Origin of the sequence: Loktanella sp. S4079, assembly GCF_000967725.1 — a bacterium.
GTDB lineage: Bacteria > Pseudomonadota > Alphaproteobacteria > Rhodobacterales > Rhodobacteraceae > Yoonia.
In genome coordinates this window covers 192,333-209,894 of sequence record NZ_JXYE01000004.1, presented here as the reverse complement: position 1 = coordinate 209,894, position 17,562 = coordinate 192,333, and the positions used below count along the sequence as shown (strand labels likewise).

Below are 17,562 nucleotides of genomic sequence, written 5' to 3'. Positions count from 1 at the left end.
ATTTGGTTTGGATGCAAGTAACTCTCGAGGGCCCATTGAATGATGGCTTCTTGTTCAGCACCCACGCGTTTGGCGTTGCTGCCGTTGAAGGTCGATTTCTTAACGAACACCATGGGGTCTTTTGTGCCCTCCCAAACTCGGACCCAAGACATAATGGACGTCCTTCCTGGAGTCCTGCGCAAGGCGATACTGTCAAAGTCGGCACCAGCCGTCGCCTTCTTCAAACCCAACTTGAGTTTTTCAGTAACACGGCGCTCAAGTTCCGGCAGGAACTCATCCCAGCGATCGGAGGAACGGTTAATCGCACCTTCGGCTTCCATTTCTAGAAACGTTGTCGCCCAACACTCCTTCCAAAAAGCATCCAGCTGGGCTTTGGCTGAGACGCGCGTCATTAGCGAACGCCCAGCAATGGCACGTCTCGCAACTTGGCGACTTTCAAAATAGCCATATTGGATCGAGAACTGGCCTCCGTTAATCAGTTCGGCAAGCTCTGCATGTGTGAGCGAGATGGGTTCTCGATCGCCGCGAAGGTACTTCATTTTCACGAATAGCGGTGTCACTTTCGTGATTGCATGCAGTTCGCCGTTTGCGATGATCGCATCACAAGTGGTCACGCCAAGACGGATTGGTTCATGCTTCATGGTTTTCTCCACTGGGCGCTACGATTGAGTTGTTGGTGATCAGCTCACGGGTGTTAGCAATGAGACTTCCGGCGTAGATTGCGCGAAAGGCTGCTCTGAAGGCCCGAGCTCCCAAGCCAGACTTGCTGATCAACTCTGTCAGAGAGATTTCGCCAAATAGCCGGTCTATGAGGTCAGAAACGACGCTATCCGCTTCGGTGTCCGGGCAACGTCGAAAGAAGTTCAAGAGCTCTGCATTCTGAACTTCGACGCGATGCCGTTCGCGCTCTGTGACCAGCATAACTTTGTCAGCAAACCCTACTGGCAGATCGCGCTTTATAGCAGCCAATGTGGACTTGAAATTTAACCGCTCGACCTTTTCGTATGGTTTCACGGCGCATGCGACCCTGCTGCCATCTTTAAAGTGAGCGAGATAGTCGAAGCGATGCGTTCGCTGCTTACCATCGAAATCTACGAAGCTAACAGTCTTTGGTTGATCGAAAATGTTCCAAAGGTCTGGCATTGCCAAGAGCAGGAGGCAGGTTTCTCGTTCGCCTTGGCTGGCGCTAATGATCTGCCGCCAATGCTGGTCTGCTGGCGTCTTCGCCAAAGTGAAACCACGTACGGTCTGCTTCGACCGCGCAGGGAACATTAACCCAGCTGTTGTCGGCGCAGGTGGACGATAGAAATCGTCGTCAAAAAATGAAGTCATGTTTCTTGCCAAGGCAGCCGGTTCTCCCGACGCCAACGGCACTCCTTGATGTTGATACAAACGAGAACCGCCCACAGAGTCGCTCTGCAGAGTTGACGGGTCTCGGAATTTGGGTCATGAAGGAGATGCAAGGGCTCGTAACTTTTGCATCTCAGACCTTGATGGATGTCTCAGACCTCCTTCGAGGTCTTTGCATTTTAAGGGCTCATGATTTCTTCCTTTCGTATTTCCGATCCGGGAACAGCTCTTCGGGTGACGTGTCCAGCGCATCAGCTAGGGCCTGTTCGACCCGCCGAGAACGGCGGTAGCCCTGACTGACGGCGGTCACACTTCCGGGTTTGATGTTCAACCGCTTTGCGATCTCTGAAAGGGTCAGCTTCTTTTCATGTCGAAGCCTGAACTTGAGAAGTTCATGCTTTGCGAGATCTGGTTTCATAAATTCATCAAACTTTTTTGCTGTTCTGGATACCTTCCCTCCAACCGTACCTACGTCAAGATTTTCGACCTTGTTGCCTGCGGAATCTCAGATTTGGTTGATGACTCATCTACCAAAATGAGAACTCATGTTGGCGAAAGCACTGCAAACTGAGATTATCTTCAAAACTAGAATCACGGTAAAGGAACCAGATATGGATCGGCTTTCTGAAGCGCACACCAATGCTAGCTGTCTTGGCGCGCCAAACGAAAAAGACCATCCAATGCTGCGACAGGCCAAGGAGAGTTTGCTTCAAGCAAAAGAAGCTCTTCGCCTAGCACAAGAGGCTTATGATGTGCTTGCTTCACTGCACCCACCAAAGATAATTACTTCAAGGAGGAAACAGCTCATACGTCGTAAATCGTCGACCAGCGAGTATGCACACGCACAGCGCCAAAAAAATGAACTTAGCGCTGCTAAGGCTAGTCTAAGAATTCAAGGACGGGCTCGAGCGCCCTCGTTTTACAAAGGTTTTCAGCCTGATATCAGAATTGAACAGCCGGTCGAAGAACTACCTGCACTGTTTGAACGGGTTAAGTCTCTTGATCAGTTCGCAAGAGAGTTGGGCGTCACACGTCGCAATGCGATTCATGCTTTGAAGACTGCTGGTATTGACGTTTTCGAAGCGATTGCAAAGGACTGGGAAAATGGACAGTCTCTTCGCGTCTTGAGCGAGAAACATGGGCCAACACCCCAGACGATATCCAATTGGATCAAATCGACTGGACGTGAAATCAAGCCACGAAATTCGAACGAGAAGTATGATCGTGCTCGGGTATATGAGTTGTTTGATGACGGATGTACGACGAACTACATCGCAACAACATTGGAGCTTAGCTGGGCCACAGTTCAAAAATGCAAAGGAGATTGGTGGGTTTCCAAAGCGAGGCAGGCTTAACTGAGCCTTTTCCATCGGCTCACTCTTGGTGTGGATTTCATGCCTTGCATCCAGTGGGAGGGGGCGGGAAGCGGGCCTTCGCTGCTTTGCAGCGGGAACTTTGTGATGCCGCCAAAGCGGACCTTCAAAGCTGGACAGGCTGGTCGGTTCTGTTTCGGGATGGTGCTTCAGGAGAACGGTCTTCACTGCGGAGACAAAGGACGATGTTTGACTTCCTGAGAGCGGACGCTGGCCTCGGCTATCCGCTTCCCATCCAATTGTCTTTCAGCGTAGGGTTGAAATGAATAAGCAAAAGTGAATTTCAATGTACGATCCCACGTTTGGTAGCACAGCACTTACAAGACACCTGAACAAAAGTGATTTCCTAAACCAACCTGCGTTGACGGACGAGGCCCACAAGGAAGCATTGATAGCCCAGGCAGTCACCACAGCACGAAATGGATTTTCTTCGCTGCCATTGACACCAAATAACTTGGCAGGTCGGACGATCTATCAAGTAAATGATCTGGCGTGCGATCTGGTGCTGCGAAAGGCTGCACAGAACATTCGCAGAATCACAGCATCAAAACAGGGAAGCCGGATCGAGATCGTTCGTCGTCTAAAATTGCTCTGCGAAGAAGGGTTGCCATTTACCGTGGCAAAGATGGACATCGAGAAATTCTATCCGTCGGTCGATCAGGATTTTCTGTCAAACTAGCTCGGCAAAAGGCTTATGACGGCTCCAAGCACGAGGTCTGTTGTCAGCTCACTGATTGAGCAATGCAAAGTTAATTCGGTGAGCGGCTTGCCCCCAGGTTTGGCAATAAGCGCGGAACTCAGTGAATTCTACATGCAGGATTTCGACCGAAGAATGCGGGAGCAATTGAACGCGCACTTCTTTGCCCGGTATGTTGATGACATCGTCCTGATACTACCGGAATTGGAAAATACGAACTCGCTCAAGGCGCTGGTCGAAGAAGCTTTGCCACCGGGGCTGAAATTGAATTTCTCCAAGTCGAAGATCTACGTTTTCGGAAACACGAAGAAAAAGCAGACCTCCGTAGAGAACAGCTTTGATTACCTCGGCTTCAAGTTTAACGTCTTCGAAATCGGTAAGGACCGGCCCTTCGCTCGTCGAGTTGAGTTAGACATCGCTTCTTCAAAGGTCAAAAAGAACAAGACGAGAGTCGTGAAATCCCTCCTGCAGTATTTGGCTGACGGAAACTTTGATGACCTCATAGATCGTGTCCGTATTTTGACCTGTGGCTATCAGTTCTTTGACGAAAGGCAACAAAAGAAGCGAAGCGCGGGTCTGCAGCACACATACAGCCTCATCAGCAGTAACGCGCCAGCACTCGCCGAGCTTGATAAGTTCTTCGTTGGTATGGTCCTTTGCCGTTCAGGTGCGATTGGAGGGAGGCTCGCACTGGCTCTAACAAACCGTCAAAGAAAGCAGCTTCTCAAGCACTCATTCGACCGAGGGTTCGTCGATCGCGTTCACTTTCGGTTCAGTGCGGATCGGTTGGCCGACCTAATGGAGTGCTGGAAATATGCCTAGCAAGAGAAAGTCACGGGTCAACCTTAACCGAGGCGACAAGTGGCGTGTTGTACTCACAGACACTTCACCTTTTGAGGTGCCGATAATCGTAAGCAATGATGGTTTTTACAAAAACCTGCATGCTGTAGCCAAGAAATCGGCGCACTTCCAAGAATTAGTTGGCGCCCTATTGCTTAAAGATGACGGCAAGAGCTACACCGTTCCGCTAAGGTACAATATCGTCAAGGACTCTCGAAGCGTCAGAACCTTGAGCCTCCTGCATCCGAGGGGTCAGGTCTTATTGGCTGATTTCTATCAGAAGTACGAAGAGTTGATCTGCGAATATTCCGGGCGCGGACCGTTCTCGATACGCGCGCCGAAGAAAGTTGGGAGTTCCTTTTTTGTGCCATCCCCGGTGCAAGACAAGAATCAGTACAAGAACGCGACCGTCGATACGGCGGAGTTGGATAAACTGGTGCGAAATCCGGCAAGCTATTTTGCATATTCAGGATTTGAGCGCCTCTACAAGTTCTTTGCCTCGAACGATCACATTCGCCTAGAGAAAAAGTTTCGGTATCAGCTGTCGTTGGACATCAGCAAATGCTTCGACAGCGTCTACACCCACTCTATGGCTTGGGCGACAAAGAGTAAGGAGGAGGCGAAAGAAAACACGCCTGCTCTCAGTTTTGGAAACCGGTTCGATAAGGTAATGCAAAGGCTAAACCACAACGAAACTAGTGGAATCTGCATTGGCCCGGAGGCCAGTCGCATCTTTGCAGAAATCATTCTTGCAAAGGTGGATCAGAACGCACGCCGAAGCCTTGAAGCGAAAAGCCCTTCCGTACGTGATGGCGTCGACTATGAGTGCAGGCGGTACGTGGACAACTACTATGTTTTTTCTAATGACCCTGCGATTGCCGAGCAGGTGGAGCACGAGCTATCAATCGCATTGCGAGAATACAATCTGCACCTGAATACTGGGAAAAGAGAGTTCGACAAGCGGCCATTCTACTCGAAGAAGTCTCTGGTGACCGACGAGATCAATAAATCCCTTGGCGCTCATTGGGAAAAGCTCTTTGAAACTGTTACCCTGCCTGCGAGCGGCAAGCGGGCGTTACTTCCGAAGTATATTTACAAGTATCGATCGTTGTTTGGAAAGTTCACCAGAGAGGTTAAGGCAGCATGCTTTTCCTCCGAGCTTGGGTACGATGCGGTTGCAAACTATGTTATCGGTGCCGTCCGCCGGAAAGTTATTGATATAGCTGACGGGTACATCGATCTTGTCGCGTTGGAAGAAAGTCCTGTTGTTGGTCGAGACTATCGCCAAATGTACTTTTTCCTGCTCGACGTTGGATTTTACTTCTTTGCGCTTCACCCTACTGTCGCGTCATCGCTTCGCCTGTCTCACGCCATCGTGCGCGCTGCGCAACAACTGCAAGAACATGATCCCGAAGGTTTTGACATTCTCAAAGAAGCATCCCTTCGTTGGGCGTCACAATTGGCGAAGGCACCTAGCTTCGAAGGCTTGTTCTCAAAAAATTCTGTGATCCCAATTGAGATACTCAACATTTTGGTCAGCCTTCGACAATTTGGGGGCGATGGGCAACTGGAGCACGAGCTGATCTCGCTCGCCAAACTGGACCGAAAGAGCCAAGGTTACTTCGAGTTGGTCGTACAGCTATTCATCTATGGTGATCGACCGGAGTTCGCTAACCAGAGGAACGAAATTTGGGATTTCATCTGCAAGCGAGTTTCTTCAGAGAAGCACCTGAATAGGGACTCCGAAGCAGTGCATCTGTTATTGGACTCCCTCGCTTGTCCTTATCTGGACAAGGCCAAGAGAGCTGTGTTGCTTCGGGCATCATGGGACAGGATTGGCGCGAAGCCCAGTAGCATCACTGTGGCCGAGTCCGAAGCGCTAGTTGACGAAATCCAACAGCAGCACTGGTTCGTTCGCTGGGATGGTATCGACCTATTGAACATGATCGAAAAGAAAGAATTGAGCAGCGTCTATGCTTAAGATACCTTGAAGTCGGGTGCCAGCCACGTCTTGCCGTGACTCGTTTTGCGGTACAAACGGGCGATTAAACTGCGGTGTTCAGCTTCGTGTTGATCACATGGATCGTACAATCCACGTAAGAGGTCGTCTTGAGCAGCAATGCACACACTTACTGTGGCTGGCATCCAAAGCGTCAAATCCATCAATGTCCGCAAAGCGGGTTACGGGCGCAGCATCTTGAGCAATTGACGAAAGGCCGGTCTGGGCCGCCTGCTATTAATCTAGGACCCTGTCCAAGAACGAAGTCGGGGAGGAAACCAGTGTGAGCCCTATTTCACCGAGTCCGCTTTCGAGAGACGCGCCAATCTGGTCATGCGGAACTGCAACTAGTGTCGCTCCAAGCGGCTCCAGCGCGCCTCGGACCAGTCCGAAGGGTTCGCTGCCGGGCGTCAATGGCACCATGATTTTAGTACCTTCGAGAGCATCACCTACCCTCGATGGGTCCGGGCGAATTGATGCTGCGGGTAGAGCAATGCGCTGATCCGGATCGAAAACCAAAATCGGTGTGCGGACTTGGGCTTGAAGAGTGGGCCAGTCTAAAGCGTTCAACAGATCGCGATAAACCGAGTCAATTTCTGACCCTCCGTCTACCGCGATCATTGCAAAGTAGCCGTCCTGCAGTTCAACCGTGACTGTCGCAGCAACTGTGCCAACCCGACCGTCTCGGCTCATTGCAGTAACTGCAACCGCCGCGTTCCCTGGCATCACAAACTGACAGCTAAGCAGCACGCCATTAGCAGTTGGACTACAGCCTGCCATAGAGCTCTGTCCAAGGGGCAGCCCACCGACAGTCCAAGCAAATTCTAGTGGGTACCCTGATGGGTCAAGAGAACCTTCCGCCGAAAACTCCACTATGCGACCAGCAGATACATTCGCATTTGTCGGTGAAATGACAATCTCCAAAGCGGGGGCTTCTGCCACAATACGCCCTGCCAAAAATCCGACAGCACCCACCACTAGCGGCGCCACAATTGCGACGATCAGCTTTCCGGAGATGCTATCTGTTGAAAACACCATTGAACTAATCCTTGCATTAGCACGGCAAAACTACCTCAGAAGTGACCCTCCTAAGAGCAGTCTGGAATTATGAAAACCTAGCTCAAAAACCAGGTTAACTTGTGCCATCACGTTCTGGTTTCCAACGAAAGCCAACCCGAATTATCCCGTGATCATTAGTACCGCTTGTCTTGTGGTCATCATAGTTCAAATGATCGTTTTGAACTAACATCTCATCGAAGGCCCAAAGGCGTTTCTTTGAGTTATCATAAAACTCTTGGCTGAACATTATGTGATCAAGGCTTTCTCGTTGGCCTTTAAATACATGGGTGTAGTAGACGTCCCGTGTGGAGCGATACTCTTGCATGGTTTGAGCCGTATAAAGTGCGTTGTCGCCGCCACCTGAAGAAAGCGGTGACAAATAGGTTGGTTGCTCGGACAAAACGTTAAGCGTGTTGCTGTCCTTTCCGTCGTTCATGTCGCCAAGAAGAACGACAGGCGTATCGGTTTTCTTTGTCAATTTCGTAATAAGCACGCGTAACGCTGCAGCCTCGGCGGTCCTGCGAACCGTGGATACCGCGTAGCCCAAAGCATTTGCGTGAGGCCCGTGCACATCCTTGTCATACCAGCTTCGCTCCCGCCAGATTTGTGTTGGCCTGCGTGATTTGAAATGACAGACGAAAACATGGATCACTGGCGTGCGGCTGTCTGGCTGCACTTTCAGGTGCATAACAGGGCGGGAAAAGCCAGAAAGCGCCACCGATATGTCTGGCTGTTGCGGATCATCGCCAGTCGATTGTAGAACAAACTCCTCAGGAAAATCTTTAATCCATTCGGGTTCGTCAACGATCATGTCAGACCTAACAGCTGCGGCGCAGATGATCTTGTTGTCAGCATGATCCTCGGGAACCAGAAGTCTGTGGGTGTCTGCAAGCGCGGACGCTGAAATAGACTCCGTGAGCGCGTCTTTCGCCCAAAGCTCTTGAACGCCGATCACATCTGCGCCTAGCCGCGTCAAAGCCCGGGCAGTAAAGTCGACCTTTTTTGCAAAGATGTCTTTATCCCAGCCATCTGTGTCGCCATAAATGGGTTTGCCGGGCAGGTGTAGGTTCAGCAAATTGAAACTTGCAAATGAAATGTCTCGAGCGCCCATGTATCTTCCTAAATTTAAGCTTCCAATAATATGGAAAACCTAGCATCGACGCCGTCAATCTTCCAAAGTAATTCGGCGTGCGCGGACTTGAGGATTACTGATTTTCAGCAAGGTCCGCTTCAGGGCTGCTGCGCTGCGGCAGCATTGAGCGCGATCAACGGCTGCTTTGGGCCGTCCATAACGCTGGGCCACCAAGAAAAGGGTGAGGGCGCGGCCCTCCCCCTCGGGCAACCCAATTAGACCGGGCCGGGTCCTCGGCTACGCCTGCGGGCCGCACCAACCCTGTCGAATTGCATTGCCTCGCCCCCACCCGCGTTCGCCACGTGGCAGATTTGCAGGAGCAGGCGGCTTCGCCGTCTGACCTCCAATTCAGCCCTGATTTTCGGGAACGGAAGTCAGATCAATGAAACAAAAACTTGGGAGCATAAAATGAGGATGTTGGGTCAGTTTATGACGCAAAGGTCAAAGTCGTGTGACGTTCGACAAAGGGTGTGGAACGTCGCGTACCTTTGACTCTTTTGGCAACCATATCCTCAGGAAACAAGAAAATCACGCCATTCAATTCTGGCCCAAACATCAAGCATTTTTGACCTAAGCCATATATGCGGACAAAACCGACCTTGATCGATTTGCGATGAATGGCTGCTTTTGTCATGTTGCATGTGCAGGGGGATGCGGCAATGGGCGGGAAGCAGACATTCGCGGCAGGTGCGAATAACATCTATTTGTTTCGGGAAAGCAGACATCCTTTCAGGCTATATTTTTACTGATTAGATCTTTGCTTGACTGTCCAATCAGCAAACATGGCAGTTTTCAATTGGCACCAAGCCCTGTATCGTCGCCCTAAGAGGGTATCTATTCATTTTTTGACCGAAACAGGTTTTCTAATTGTATATTCAGCGTCTCAAGATTTCAGGGCTGCGTGGGGTGCAGAACGCAGAAATAACCTTTGGCAAACATTCCGTTCTTGTCGGGCCGAACAACAACGGAAAGACAACGATTATTGAAGCTCTTGCACTGCTGCTGGGAAGGGACCGATTGGTTCGGCGTTTGACTGAGCATGATTTTTATGAAAGTCGGCCGGTAGAAACATCGCGCATCCTAATCATTGCCACCGTCACAGGCTTCCCGGGGAATGATCCGCAGCATAGCCCATCTTGGTTCGCGATTGGTTGCGGAGGCGTTGAGAAATGGCTCGACCCAAATACTGGTAACCTTGCCGCGTCAGTAGACGATCAGCACACTGAGCTAAGTGTTCAAATCGCATTTTCGGCCCGTTTTGATCTTCAGGAACTTGAGGCCGAGACCCTCAGATTCTTTGTGGACGATGAAGCAACTCTTGGTGATCCATTCCACGAGGACACAGTTGTCACGCCGATTTCGTCAAAGACACTTCAAGAAATTGGCTTCTTCATGGTTCCAGCGTCCAGAACATGGGACAAATGGATTTCGTTTACTTCAGAGCTTTTTCGACGTCTCGTGGCAACTTTGGGTGGCCTCCCTGCGAGCGCTATACGCGATGCAAGAGAACGACTTTGGGAACCGGAAGCTGGTCAGAAACTAGAAGAACAAGACGGCCTTACAACGATTGTCGAGCAGGCCAATGATGAACTTGGAAATCTCATGCCGTCCTCACCAAAGCTTCAGCTTCGTGTAACAGGGACGGATAGCAATTCAGTCCTCGAAAGCGTCGTACCACATTTTGCCCACGGAGACGGTCCAACTCTCCCTTCCGCCCGGCAAGGAACTGGCTTGACTTCCTTGCAAAGTCTTCTGCTACTGATGCAATTCGGTAAGGCCAGAGCGGATGCGAACAAGTCATTTGTCCTCGCTGTTGAGGAGCCAGAACTACATATTCAACCTTCTCAGCAAAAACGGCTCGTCAACCGGCTGAACGCGCTCTGCGATCAGACTATTGTCACTACACACTCGCCAATTGTTGCGGCGATGTTCCCTGTCGAAGCTACGTACTTCGTCGACAACGACGATGGACAAATGTCTGTTTCGCCGTTGTCAAAAACAGCACCCGCTGGTCCAACTAATCACAAGCAACACCTCTTTTTTGCATGGCGACAAAAGCTGATTGCAGCGCTCATGCATCAGCGTGTTTTGATCCCAGAGGGTATCAGCGATGTCGCTTGGCTAGAGGCACTCCAAACAGCTTTGGAGCTTAGGCAGGGGTGGGATTCACCTGAGGACGAGCAATCGAAATTTTCAACTTTTGTTGGGGTGGTGCCCACAGACGAGGCAAAGATCGCTGAGACTCACGATTTGGTCAGATGTGTCCATCGTCATTGCGCGATCCTTGTTGACGGCGATCCAGCCGGGAGGGATTACCTCACGGAACTGAACGCGGCTGATCCATCGCCTAGCGCGGCAATCATATGGCCAAAAGACTGGAAAATTGAACACGTCGTCACTTGGATCGCAGAAGCAAACCTTGCACAAGTTTTGCCCCGGTTAGCTGAGGCCAATAACACGGCAATCAGTGACGCGGAGGAGCTTTCTACCTTCTTGGAAGGTAGGAAGACCTACGCTCCCACACAAGAAATCACATCGGCAATTCTGATGGGTGAAGCCGCATGCCGCAAGCGGGCGGCCCAGCTGCTCAATGCACTTTGTAACACTCTGCTTGACCCATCAATCGAGAGTTCTCCACTTTTTGTCCGAGAGACCGAAGACGGTGCTGCTATGCCGACCTTTCGGTTCGCGCCTCCTGATGACGTTTGACTTCTTCGAGGGGCCTGCCGGGTCAGGAAAAACCTTCAACATGGTAGCTCACGCTCGTTATTTGATCGAGCATGATGCGCTGGATGAGGGCCAGCGTATGCTTGCCTTGACCTTTATGAACGGTGCGCGACGGCGACTGACGGAAAGCTTGAACGCTGAAGCTTTATTCAGGCGAAAGTTCGACTGCCTTACATTTGATTCCTTCGCTCAGACGCTGGCCAGACGTAGAAACGCGAAACTGACCGACGAGATGCGGCAACAGGCAGGGGAATTCGGCCAGTTTGACGGGCCTTGCTTCTTGGCAGGTGAGCTACTTAAAGATGCTGAGGTTCGCCGTTGGGTAGCGAGGACCTACCCCTTGGTGCTGGTCGATGAGGCCCAAGACCTTGTTGATGTTCATCGGCAAGGAATAATTCTTGGTTTGATCGAGTGTTGCGCGGCTGTAGTCGCCGCAGACGGTTTCCAGTGCTTGAGCGATGGTCAAGATACAGCTGACTTCATGGACCAATTGCTACACGCCGGAACTCCTCACATGCTTACTGAAAACCGGCGAACGGACAAGAATGGTTTGCTTGCTGCAGCGTTGGCAGTGAGGAATGGCGAAGACATTCGGGCCGTATTGAAAGAGGAAACTATTGGGAAGACTGACAGGGTTCATTGGGTCGGAGAAGGTATTGAACTTCTTGAAGTTCCAGCCACTGCCGCACTACTCGCTTGGAATCTGGCATTTCAATTGAGACTTGGCTCTGACGACGTTGGAATTCTCACGCCAGATTCAACGAATACGATCATAAGGAACGCAATTAATACCGTCTCAGAAAAACAAGGGCCATGGCCACACAACGCATTCTCGGTCGCTTGGGAAGGCGGTGACAATAGAATTGCGGACGAATTAACCGAAGCGATAGAGTTTCCAACCTCCGCTTCTTACCGTGAAATTTGCGCATTGCTCGGCGAACACTTGGCAATACCAACGATCAAATCCGTAGACCGGCGTGTCCGCAGACTGCATAGGGTGACAGGCCAAAGTGAGTTCGAAAAAGATCAACTGGTGTCCTTTGTCTCCGATGCGGTTAGAAACAACACACGGCTTGGCTTCAATAAAAGTACGAAGATTAAGGCCATGTCCATCCACGGAGCTAAAAACAGGGAGTTCGATAGGGTAATTGCCCTATGGCCGCAATCAGCAACCGGAAGCGATGAGCACAAGCGGCGCCTGCTATACAACGCCATGACCCGCGCAAAGAACCACTGCACGATTATTGTTCTTGGAAATGGGCGACTGAATTTAGCCCCTTTCGCTCTATCCTAAAGGGATTTTCATGGAATTCATTACCCAGTTTTTTCAGGCTTTGAAGTCACCCAAAACGGCGCTCGTGCTCTTCTTATTCAGTGGCGCGCTTTTGTTTGTTCCCGTCAAACGGCTTGGTCTGAGCCAGCCTGAATTTACTGACGTCTACCAGACACAAATTTTGGTGGTTTTCTTCTTGGCCTCGGCAATTCTTATTTTAGAAATTTTGACATGGGCGGTTTCCATGATCCTGTCGCCTTTCCAAAGACGTGCACGCGAAAAGGCCTACCGAGAGAGCATCGAAAAGACATTTTACTCTCTGAACCTCGACGAGCTTTGTGTCCTTTGGGCAATGACACAAGGAGGCACGAAAACGATCAAAGCCAGCTATGACAATCATGTGATGGTCTCCCTTAGGCAGAAAAATGCCCTTGGCTTAATAACAGGCGTGCAAAGCCTACACGAGGCGCATCACTTTATGCCCGATGCGCTTTATGATCTTGTTTTAGAGCGTGGTTACGAACGCATGCCCGAGGATTTTAGGAACTCGGTAAGATTTGAGGACGAGGTTCGGGAACGAGTACATCGATCTATTGATTGGCGCTCTTGGGACTAATTGACTGCACGTACTTCATCTAAGACTGTCAAGTTTTTGGTCTTGCGGCGAATGTCTCCTTCGACGGACTACACCGCAGCATAAAGATGATTGGTCGAGAGACCGGTATGGGCCGTTTGTTTCGAAGCTGATTTTTTCTGTTCCAAAAGCTGACTTTAGCTGCGGCACAGAAATTCGGTAAAATGGGCTCTTTCGGGACATTCGCCGCAATCAGCTCCAACAGCCGCTGACCATCCCAAGAAGACATTGAGACCCGGCTGGAGCCGGGCCAGCCCATTGATTTTTGGCGCAGGGGATTTGGCCAAGCCAAACGCCCTTCACCGACAGGGTGGAGGCGCAGCCTCCCCCCTCGAACAAGACAAATAGACAAGGCCGTGTCCTCGCTACGCTGCGGGCCGCACCACCCTTGTCGATTTGTCCTGTTTCGCCCCCCTCCGCGTTCGCCACGTGGCAGATTTGCAGGAGCAGGCGGCTTCGCCGTCTTTCCTCCAAATCGCCCCCGATTTTCCGGCTGAGAAACGGGATCAAACGAAACAACCCTCGCGGGTCTGGGAAGGGATCAGGTCAGTTCATGACACAAAGGTCAAAGTCATCTGACGTTCAACAAAGGGTAAATGGCGGACTGGGGAGGATTCGAACCCCCGACCCCTTGATTCGTAGTCAAGTACTCTATCCAACTGAGCTACCAATCCGCGTATGGGGGGATTTAGACGGGCTGGCCGTCGGGTGCAAGAGCGAATTTCGATTATTTTGTCATTCGTTCGTTTCCGTAAGGGCAAGGTCGGCTTTGGGTAGTTCGATCACAAAGGTTGTGCCGGTCTGATCGGTGCGTTCCAGCCGTAAACGACCGCCGTGACCACGGATAAGATCGCCTGCAATCACAAGGCCGAGGCCAGATCCGCCTTTGCGCACACCGCCCTGGAACGGTTGAAATAGGTGTTCTTGGGCCTTGGGGGGCAGGCCGGGGCCAGTGTCAGATACGGTCAAGAGCCAGCGATCATCGTCTTCGTGGGCGTGCAGCCCGATTTCGCCGGGCTGCTTGGTGGCCATGATGGCTTGTCGAGCGTTGCGAACCAGATTCTGAATAACCCGATAGAGCTGTTCAGCATCGGCGCGCAGGGTCAGCGACGCGGGGATATCTTCGGAGAAGGAGAGGGGATAGTCACCGGCGGCGAGCCGTTCGCTATCAATCACATCGCCAACGATATGGGCAAGGTTCACCCGTGTGAGCGATGGGGCGGCCTCTTCGACGCGGCCAAAGGCCAGCGTAGTTTCGCAAAGGTGCACCGCGCGTGTGATTGAGCCAACCAGCTTGGGCGCCATGCGTTGTACTAACGGATCTTCGGAGCCTTCGATGCGGTCAGTGAATAGCTGGGCAGAGGTCAGGATATTCCGCAGATCATGGCTGACCTTAGCAACGCCGCTCCCAAGCTGCGCGAGCCGTTCTTTTTGCTTTAGCGCGGTCGTGAGTTGGGTTTGCATCATTTGCAGCGATTCTTCAGCCGCGCGCAGTTCGGTGATTCCCGCGCTCGGGGTGATGATTTGACGGGCGTCCTCTGGGGCTTTGGCATAGGCCTGCATGTGGGACACTACACCTTTGATCGGGGTGACGAGCAACCTGCGCACAGCAAAAAAGAGCAGCCCTGCCGTCACAACCGAAATGAATGCCGAGAGCACCAGAATGTTCCAGCCATATTGCAGCATCGCCGCACGTAGGGGCATCTCGTCAATCGTGACTTCGATCAATAGTCCACCGTCACGGACCGGGTTGCCGATGATACGGATGATGCGTTCGTCTGTGTCGATCAGCGTGCGCAGGGCATCACGGATCAGCGTCATGCTGGTTGGCGCGCGCATGTCATATGTAGCGGTGATCGGCGATGGGATGGGGGATGACAGCGCAAGCTGTCGCATGTCATCGCGGCGCAAGACGACGTTATAGACCTCGGCATTTTCGAGCAACTCTGCCTCAAGAGCGGGGCTGATCATATCGTCTGCCTCAAGCGCGAGAGACGCAAGCTGCGCGCGTTCAAGCCGCGCGAGCAAGTAGTCTTGGCGAAACCTGGCGATGGAGGGAACGAAAATAAACACTTCGGCCAGCATCACGAATATGACCGTGAGAATCAGAAAACGGCCCGAAAGTGAGTTGGTCATCGTTCCTCGCTATGGCAGCCACCGCTGCACCAGGCCGACGACACGTTTGACCGTCGGGTTTTCAAAAAGTCTTGGGGTAAAATAGGCACCCGCCGCCCGTTTGTTAACCTCCGTTATGGTGGGGTAGGGCAAAACAGTATTGGCAATGGCGGACATCTTAAGCTTGTTTGCGATGGCCATCGACCAGATTCCTATCAATTCACCGGCTTGGTGGCCTGCAATGGATGCGCCGATTGGTCGCCCCTTGAGCACCATGACTTTAATCAGGCCCTTGGTCTTGCGTTCGGCGATTGCGCGGTCGTTGTGGTGAAACTCAAAACGCACGACTTCTACTTTGTCGCCAAATTTAGCGCGGGCTTGTGCCTCGGTCAGCCCCACTTGGGCCAGTTCCGGATCGGTATAGGTCGCCCATGGAATGTGATCTTTGCGCTGTTTGGATGGTAGGGCGAACAAAATTGACCTAATCAAGACGCCCGCGTGATATCCAGCGACATGTGTAAAGTGCAGGCCCCCCGCGACATCGCCCGCCGCATAGACCCGTTTGTTGGTCGTTGAACGCAGATTGTCACCAACTGTCAGGCCGCGTTTGTCATATGCAATATTGCCCGCATCCAGATCCAGTTTGTCGATGTTAACTTTGCGCCCGGCTGCGATCAGCAGGTGCGATCCGGTAAAGTCCCCTTTGGCAGTGTGCACTGTCACGGTGGTGCCGTCGCTGCTAACTTTGTCAGCCTGCGTAGATTCGATGATGTTCACGCCTTCCTCGCGTAGCGTATCAAGCACGATTTGCGCCAGTTCGGGGTCATCGTTCCCCAAGGCCTTTGCGCCTTCGATAACGGTGACATTACACCCGAGGCGTCGATGCGCTTGGGCCATCTCAATGCCTATTGGGCCGCCGCCGATGATGATCAGGTGCTTGGGCTGTTCGCGAAGATCAAAGATGTTTTCGTTGGTGTAATAAGTCACCGCATCGAGGCCAGGGATGGGCGGGACAAGCGGCCCTGATCCCGTCGCAACCACAAAGCGGCGCGCAGTAATGATGGTATCGCCAGCCTGAAGTTCGGTATCCGAGATAAAGCGCCCATAGGCTTGGATGACTTTGACGCCCAGGCCCTCAAAACGTTCAACGCTATCGACAGGGGCAATCGTTGCGATCACATCATGCACGTGGTCTTTGGCTGCGGCGTAATCAACGTTTGGGTCTGTTTCGGCGATGCCCAGCTTTGCGCCATGCGACATGGCATAGGCTTGCTTGGCTGAAGCGATCAGCGCTTTGGATGGAACGCAGCCGTAGTTCAGGCAATCGCCGCCCATTTTGCCACCTTCGACCATCACGACCTTTGCACCCATTTGCACAGCGCCCGCCGCAACCGAAAGCCCGCCAGAACCGCCGCCAATCACGCAGATATCTGTTTTTATACGTTGCATTGATTACAGGCCTTTCTTGCCACGGATGGCTTTGATGAAAATGGGGAGCGCAGCCAGCGCCGACAATCCGATAATGGGGAAAAGGATAGCCGGTTCAAAGATGATGCCAAGGTTTGGGGGTTGGCCGGAGGCGAATATCTCGCCCAATCCAGCGCCAACTGACGTGTAGACCACAGCGCCCGGGATGATTCCAAAAAAGGTTGAAATGACAAAGCGGTGCAGCGGCACGCCCAAGAATGACGGGATCAGGTTCGCCAAAAAGAAGGGAACGATCGGAAGTAGGCGCATAAGAAACAGCATGGACCATTGGTTGTCGTTGATCCCGGCTTTTACCTTTTTCACCAAGCCTTCGGCGCGATCCATCTTTTGGCTCAGAGTTTCGCCGAATCCCCACCGCGCCGCTAAAAAGATGCATGTCGCGCCGATTGTGGCAGCGGTCATATTGAATAGTGCGCCGGGAAAAGTGCCGAACAAGAATCCGCCTGTCAGGGTCGCGATTGTTGCGCCGGGCAGTGAAAATGCAACGATCACTACATAGGCTGCCATAAACGACAGAACGGTGATTAGGTAATTACCATCGCGAAAGGCCAATAGGGCCTCGCGGTTATCGGCGAGCGCTTCGAAGGTAAGCTTGTCACGCAATAGATAAGTGCCGATCACTGCCACGATGATAATCGCAATCAATGGCAGCTTTCGGATCAAAGAGTTTTGGGCAGTCGTCGACATTGTTGTCCTATTGAGGCGGGAACTTGTTTTATAGATGGACATATATGCGGGCGGGCGATACCCGGATCACGACGCGTTGATGGGAAACGTCACGATATTTCAGTTTTCATTGGTTCGCCTTTGAAGGTTGAAACAATTGAGTGGTCGAATTTCTGGGAATTGTTGCAGTTTCACAGGGGTTGGCGCGT

15 protein-coding genes, 1 tRNA gene and 1 pseudogene are annotated in these 17,562 nt (G+C 51.9%); 8 read left to right on the top strand and 9 right to left on the bottom strand.

Going from position 1 to position 17,562, the window contains the following annotated elements; genetic code table 11:
• The 3 genes from TW80_RS13030 to TW80_RS13020 form a co-directional block, all read right to left on the bottom strand.
• Positions 1 to 641 (bottom strand): hypothetical protein (locus TW80_RS13030; RefSeq protein ID WP_045997867.1); only part of this gene is annotated, 641 nt, incomplete at its 3' end.
• On the bottom strand, positions 631 to 1,368 hold the full coding sequence (locus TW80_RS17690) for a hypothetical protein (RefSeq protein ID WP_157033272.1): 738 nt from the start codon (positions 1,366 to 1,368) through the stop codon (positions 631 to 633). The genes TW80_RS13030 and TW80_RS17690, both read right to left, overlap by 11 nt.
• A gap of 169 nt (positions 1,369 to 1,537) precedes the next feature.
• On the bottom strand, positions 1,538 to 1,768 hold the full coding sequence (locus TW80_RS13020) for a helix-turn-helix domain-containing protein (protein WP_045997866.1): 231 nt from the start codon (positions 1,766 to 1,768) through the stop codon (positions 1,538 to 1,540).
• A gap of 127 nt (positions 1,769 to 1,895) precedes the next feature.
• Between TW80_RS13020 and TW80_RS13015 the strand changes: the two genes are divergently transcribed.
• The 4 genes from TW80_RS13015 (at position 1,896) to drt3b (ending at position 6,241) form a co-directional block, all read left to right on the top strand.
• On the top strand, positions 1,896 to 2,705 hold the full coding sequence (locus TW80_RS13015; protein ID WP_045997865.1) for a hypothetical protein: 810 nt from the start codon (positions 1,896 to 1,898) through the stop codon (positions 2,703 to 2,705).
• Positions 2,706 to 3,009: 304 nt separating this feature from the next.
• Positions 3,010 to 3,402, top strand: a complete 393-nt coding sequence (locus tag TW80_RS13010; protein ID WP_045997864.1) for a hypothetical protein — start codon at positions 3,010 to 3,012, stop codon at positions 3,400 to 3,402.
• 15 nt (positions 3,403 to 3,417) lie between these two features.
• A complete protein-coding gene (drt3a, locus tag TW80_RS13005) occupies positions 3,418 to 4,242 on the top strand; it encodes an antiviral reverse transcriptase Drt3a (RefSeq protein ID WP_045997863.1) in 825 nt (274 codons plus the stop codon).
• Positions 4,235 to 6,241, top strand: a complete 2,007-nt coding sequence (gene drt3b, locus TW80_RS13000) for an antiviral reverse transcriptase Drt3b (protein ID WP_045997862.1) — start codon at positions 4,235 to 4,237, stop codon at positions 6,239 to 6,241. Before drt3a ends, drt3b begins: the two co-directional genes overlap by 8 nt.
• A 255-nt stretch (positions 6,242 to 6,496) precedes the next feature.
• On the opposite strand, the gene TW80_RS12995 is transcribed toward drt3b, so the two are convergent.
• Positions 6,497 to 7,297, bottom strand: coding sequence for a hypothetical protein (locus TW80_RS12995; protein ID WP_045997861.1), 801 nt, complete (start codon positions 7,295 to 7,297; stop codon positions 6,497 to 6,499).
• A 94-nt stretch (positions 7,298 to 7,391) separates the two neighbouring features.
• Positions 7,392 to 8,429 (bottom strand): endonuclease/exonuclease/phosphatase family protein, encoded by a 1,038-nt coding sequence (locus tag TW80_RS12990; protein ID WP_045997860.1) that lies wholly within the window; start codon positions 8,427 to 8,429, stop codon positions 7,392 to 7,394.
• Between the two features lie 888 nt (positions 8,430 to 9,317).
• Here TW80_RS12990 and TW80_RS18480 point away from each other — a divergent pair.
• The 4 genes and pseudogenes from TW80_RS18480 to TW80_RS12965 all read left to right on the top strand — a co-directional run.
• Positions 9,318 to 9,548 (top strand): annotated as a pseudogene (locus TW80_RS18480) (AAA family ATPase); the annotation flags it as partial.
• A gap of 201 nt (positions 9,549 to 9,749) precedes the next feature.
• Positions 9,750 to 11,159 carry an ATP-dependent nuclease gene (locus TW80_RS12975; protein ID WP_239450550.1) on the top strand — a complete coding sequence of 470 codons (1,410 nt, stop codon included), beginning with the start codon at positions 9,750 to 9,752 and terminating at the stop codon, positions 11,157 to 11,159.
• Positions 11,149 to 12,471 (top strand): ATP-binding domain-containing protein, encoded by a 1,323-nt coding sequence (locus TW80_RS12970; RefSeq protein WP_045997856.1) that lies wholly within the window; start codon positions 11,149 to 11,151, stop codon positions 12,469 to 12,471. Before TW80_RS12975 ends, TW80_RS12970 begins: the two co-directional genes overlap by 11 nt.
• 10 nt (positions 12,472 to 12,481) lie before the next feature.
• Positions 12,482 to 13,066, top strand: coding sequence for a super-infection exclusion protein B (locus tag TW80_RS12965; protein ID WP_045997855.1), 585 nt, complete (start codon positions 12,482 to 12,484; stop codon positions 13,064 to 13,066).
• A gap of 615 nt (positions 13,067 to 13,681) precedes the next feature.
• Here the strand turns inward: TW80_RS12965 and TW80_RS12960 are convergent.
• The 4 genes from TW80_RS12960 to TW80_RS12945 form a co-directional block, all read right to left on the bottom strand.
• Positions 13,682 to 13,758, bottom strand: a tRNA-Arg gene (locus TW80_RS12960).
• Between the two features lie 61 nt (positions 13,759 to 13,819).
• Positions 13,820 to 15,220 carry a sensor histidine kinase gene (locus TW80_RS12955; protein WP_045997854.1) on the bottom strand — a complete coding sequence of 467 codons (1,401 nt, stop codon included), beginning with the start codon at positions 15,218 to 15,220 and terminating at the stop codon, positions 13,820 to 13,822.
• A 9-nt stretch (positions 15,221 to 15,229) separates the two neighbouring features.
• Positions 15,230 to 16,648 carry a dihydrolipoyl dehydrogenase family protein gene (locus tag TW80_RS12950; protein ID WP_045997853.1) on the bottom strand — a complete coding sequence of 473 codons (1,419 nt, stop codon included), beginning with the start codon at positions 16,646 to 16,648 and terminating at the stop codon, positions 15,230 to 15,232.
• A 3-nt stretch (positions 16,649 to 16,651) separates the two neighbouring features.
• On the bottom strand, positions 16,652 to 17,374 hold the full coding sequence (locus TW80_RS12945) for a TVP38/TMEM64 family protein (protein ID WP_045997852.1): 723 nt from the start codon (positions 17,372 to 17,374) through the stop codon (positions 16,652 to 16,654).
• Positions 17,375 to 17,562 lie beyond the last annotated feature (188 nt).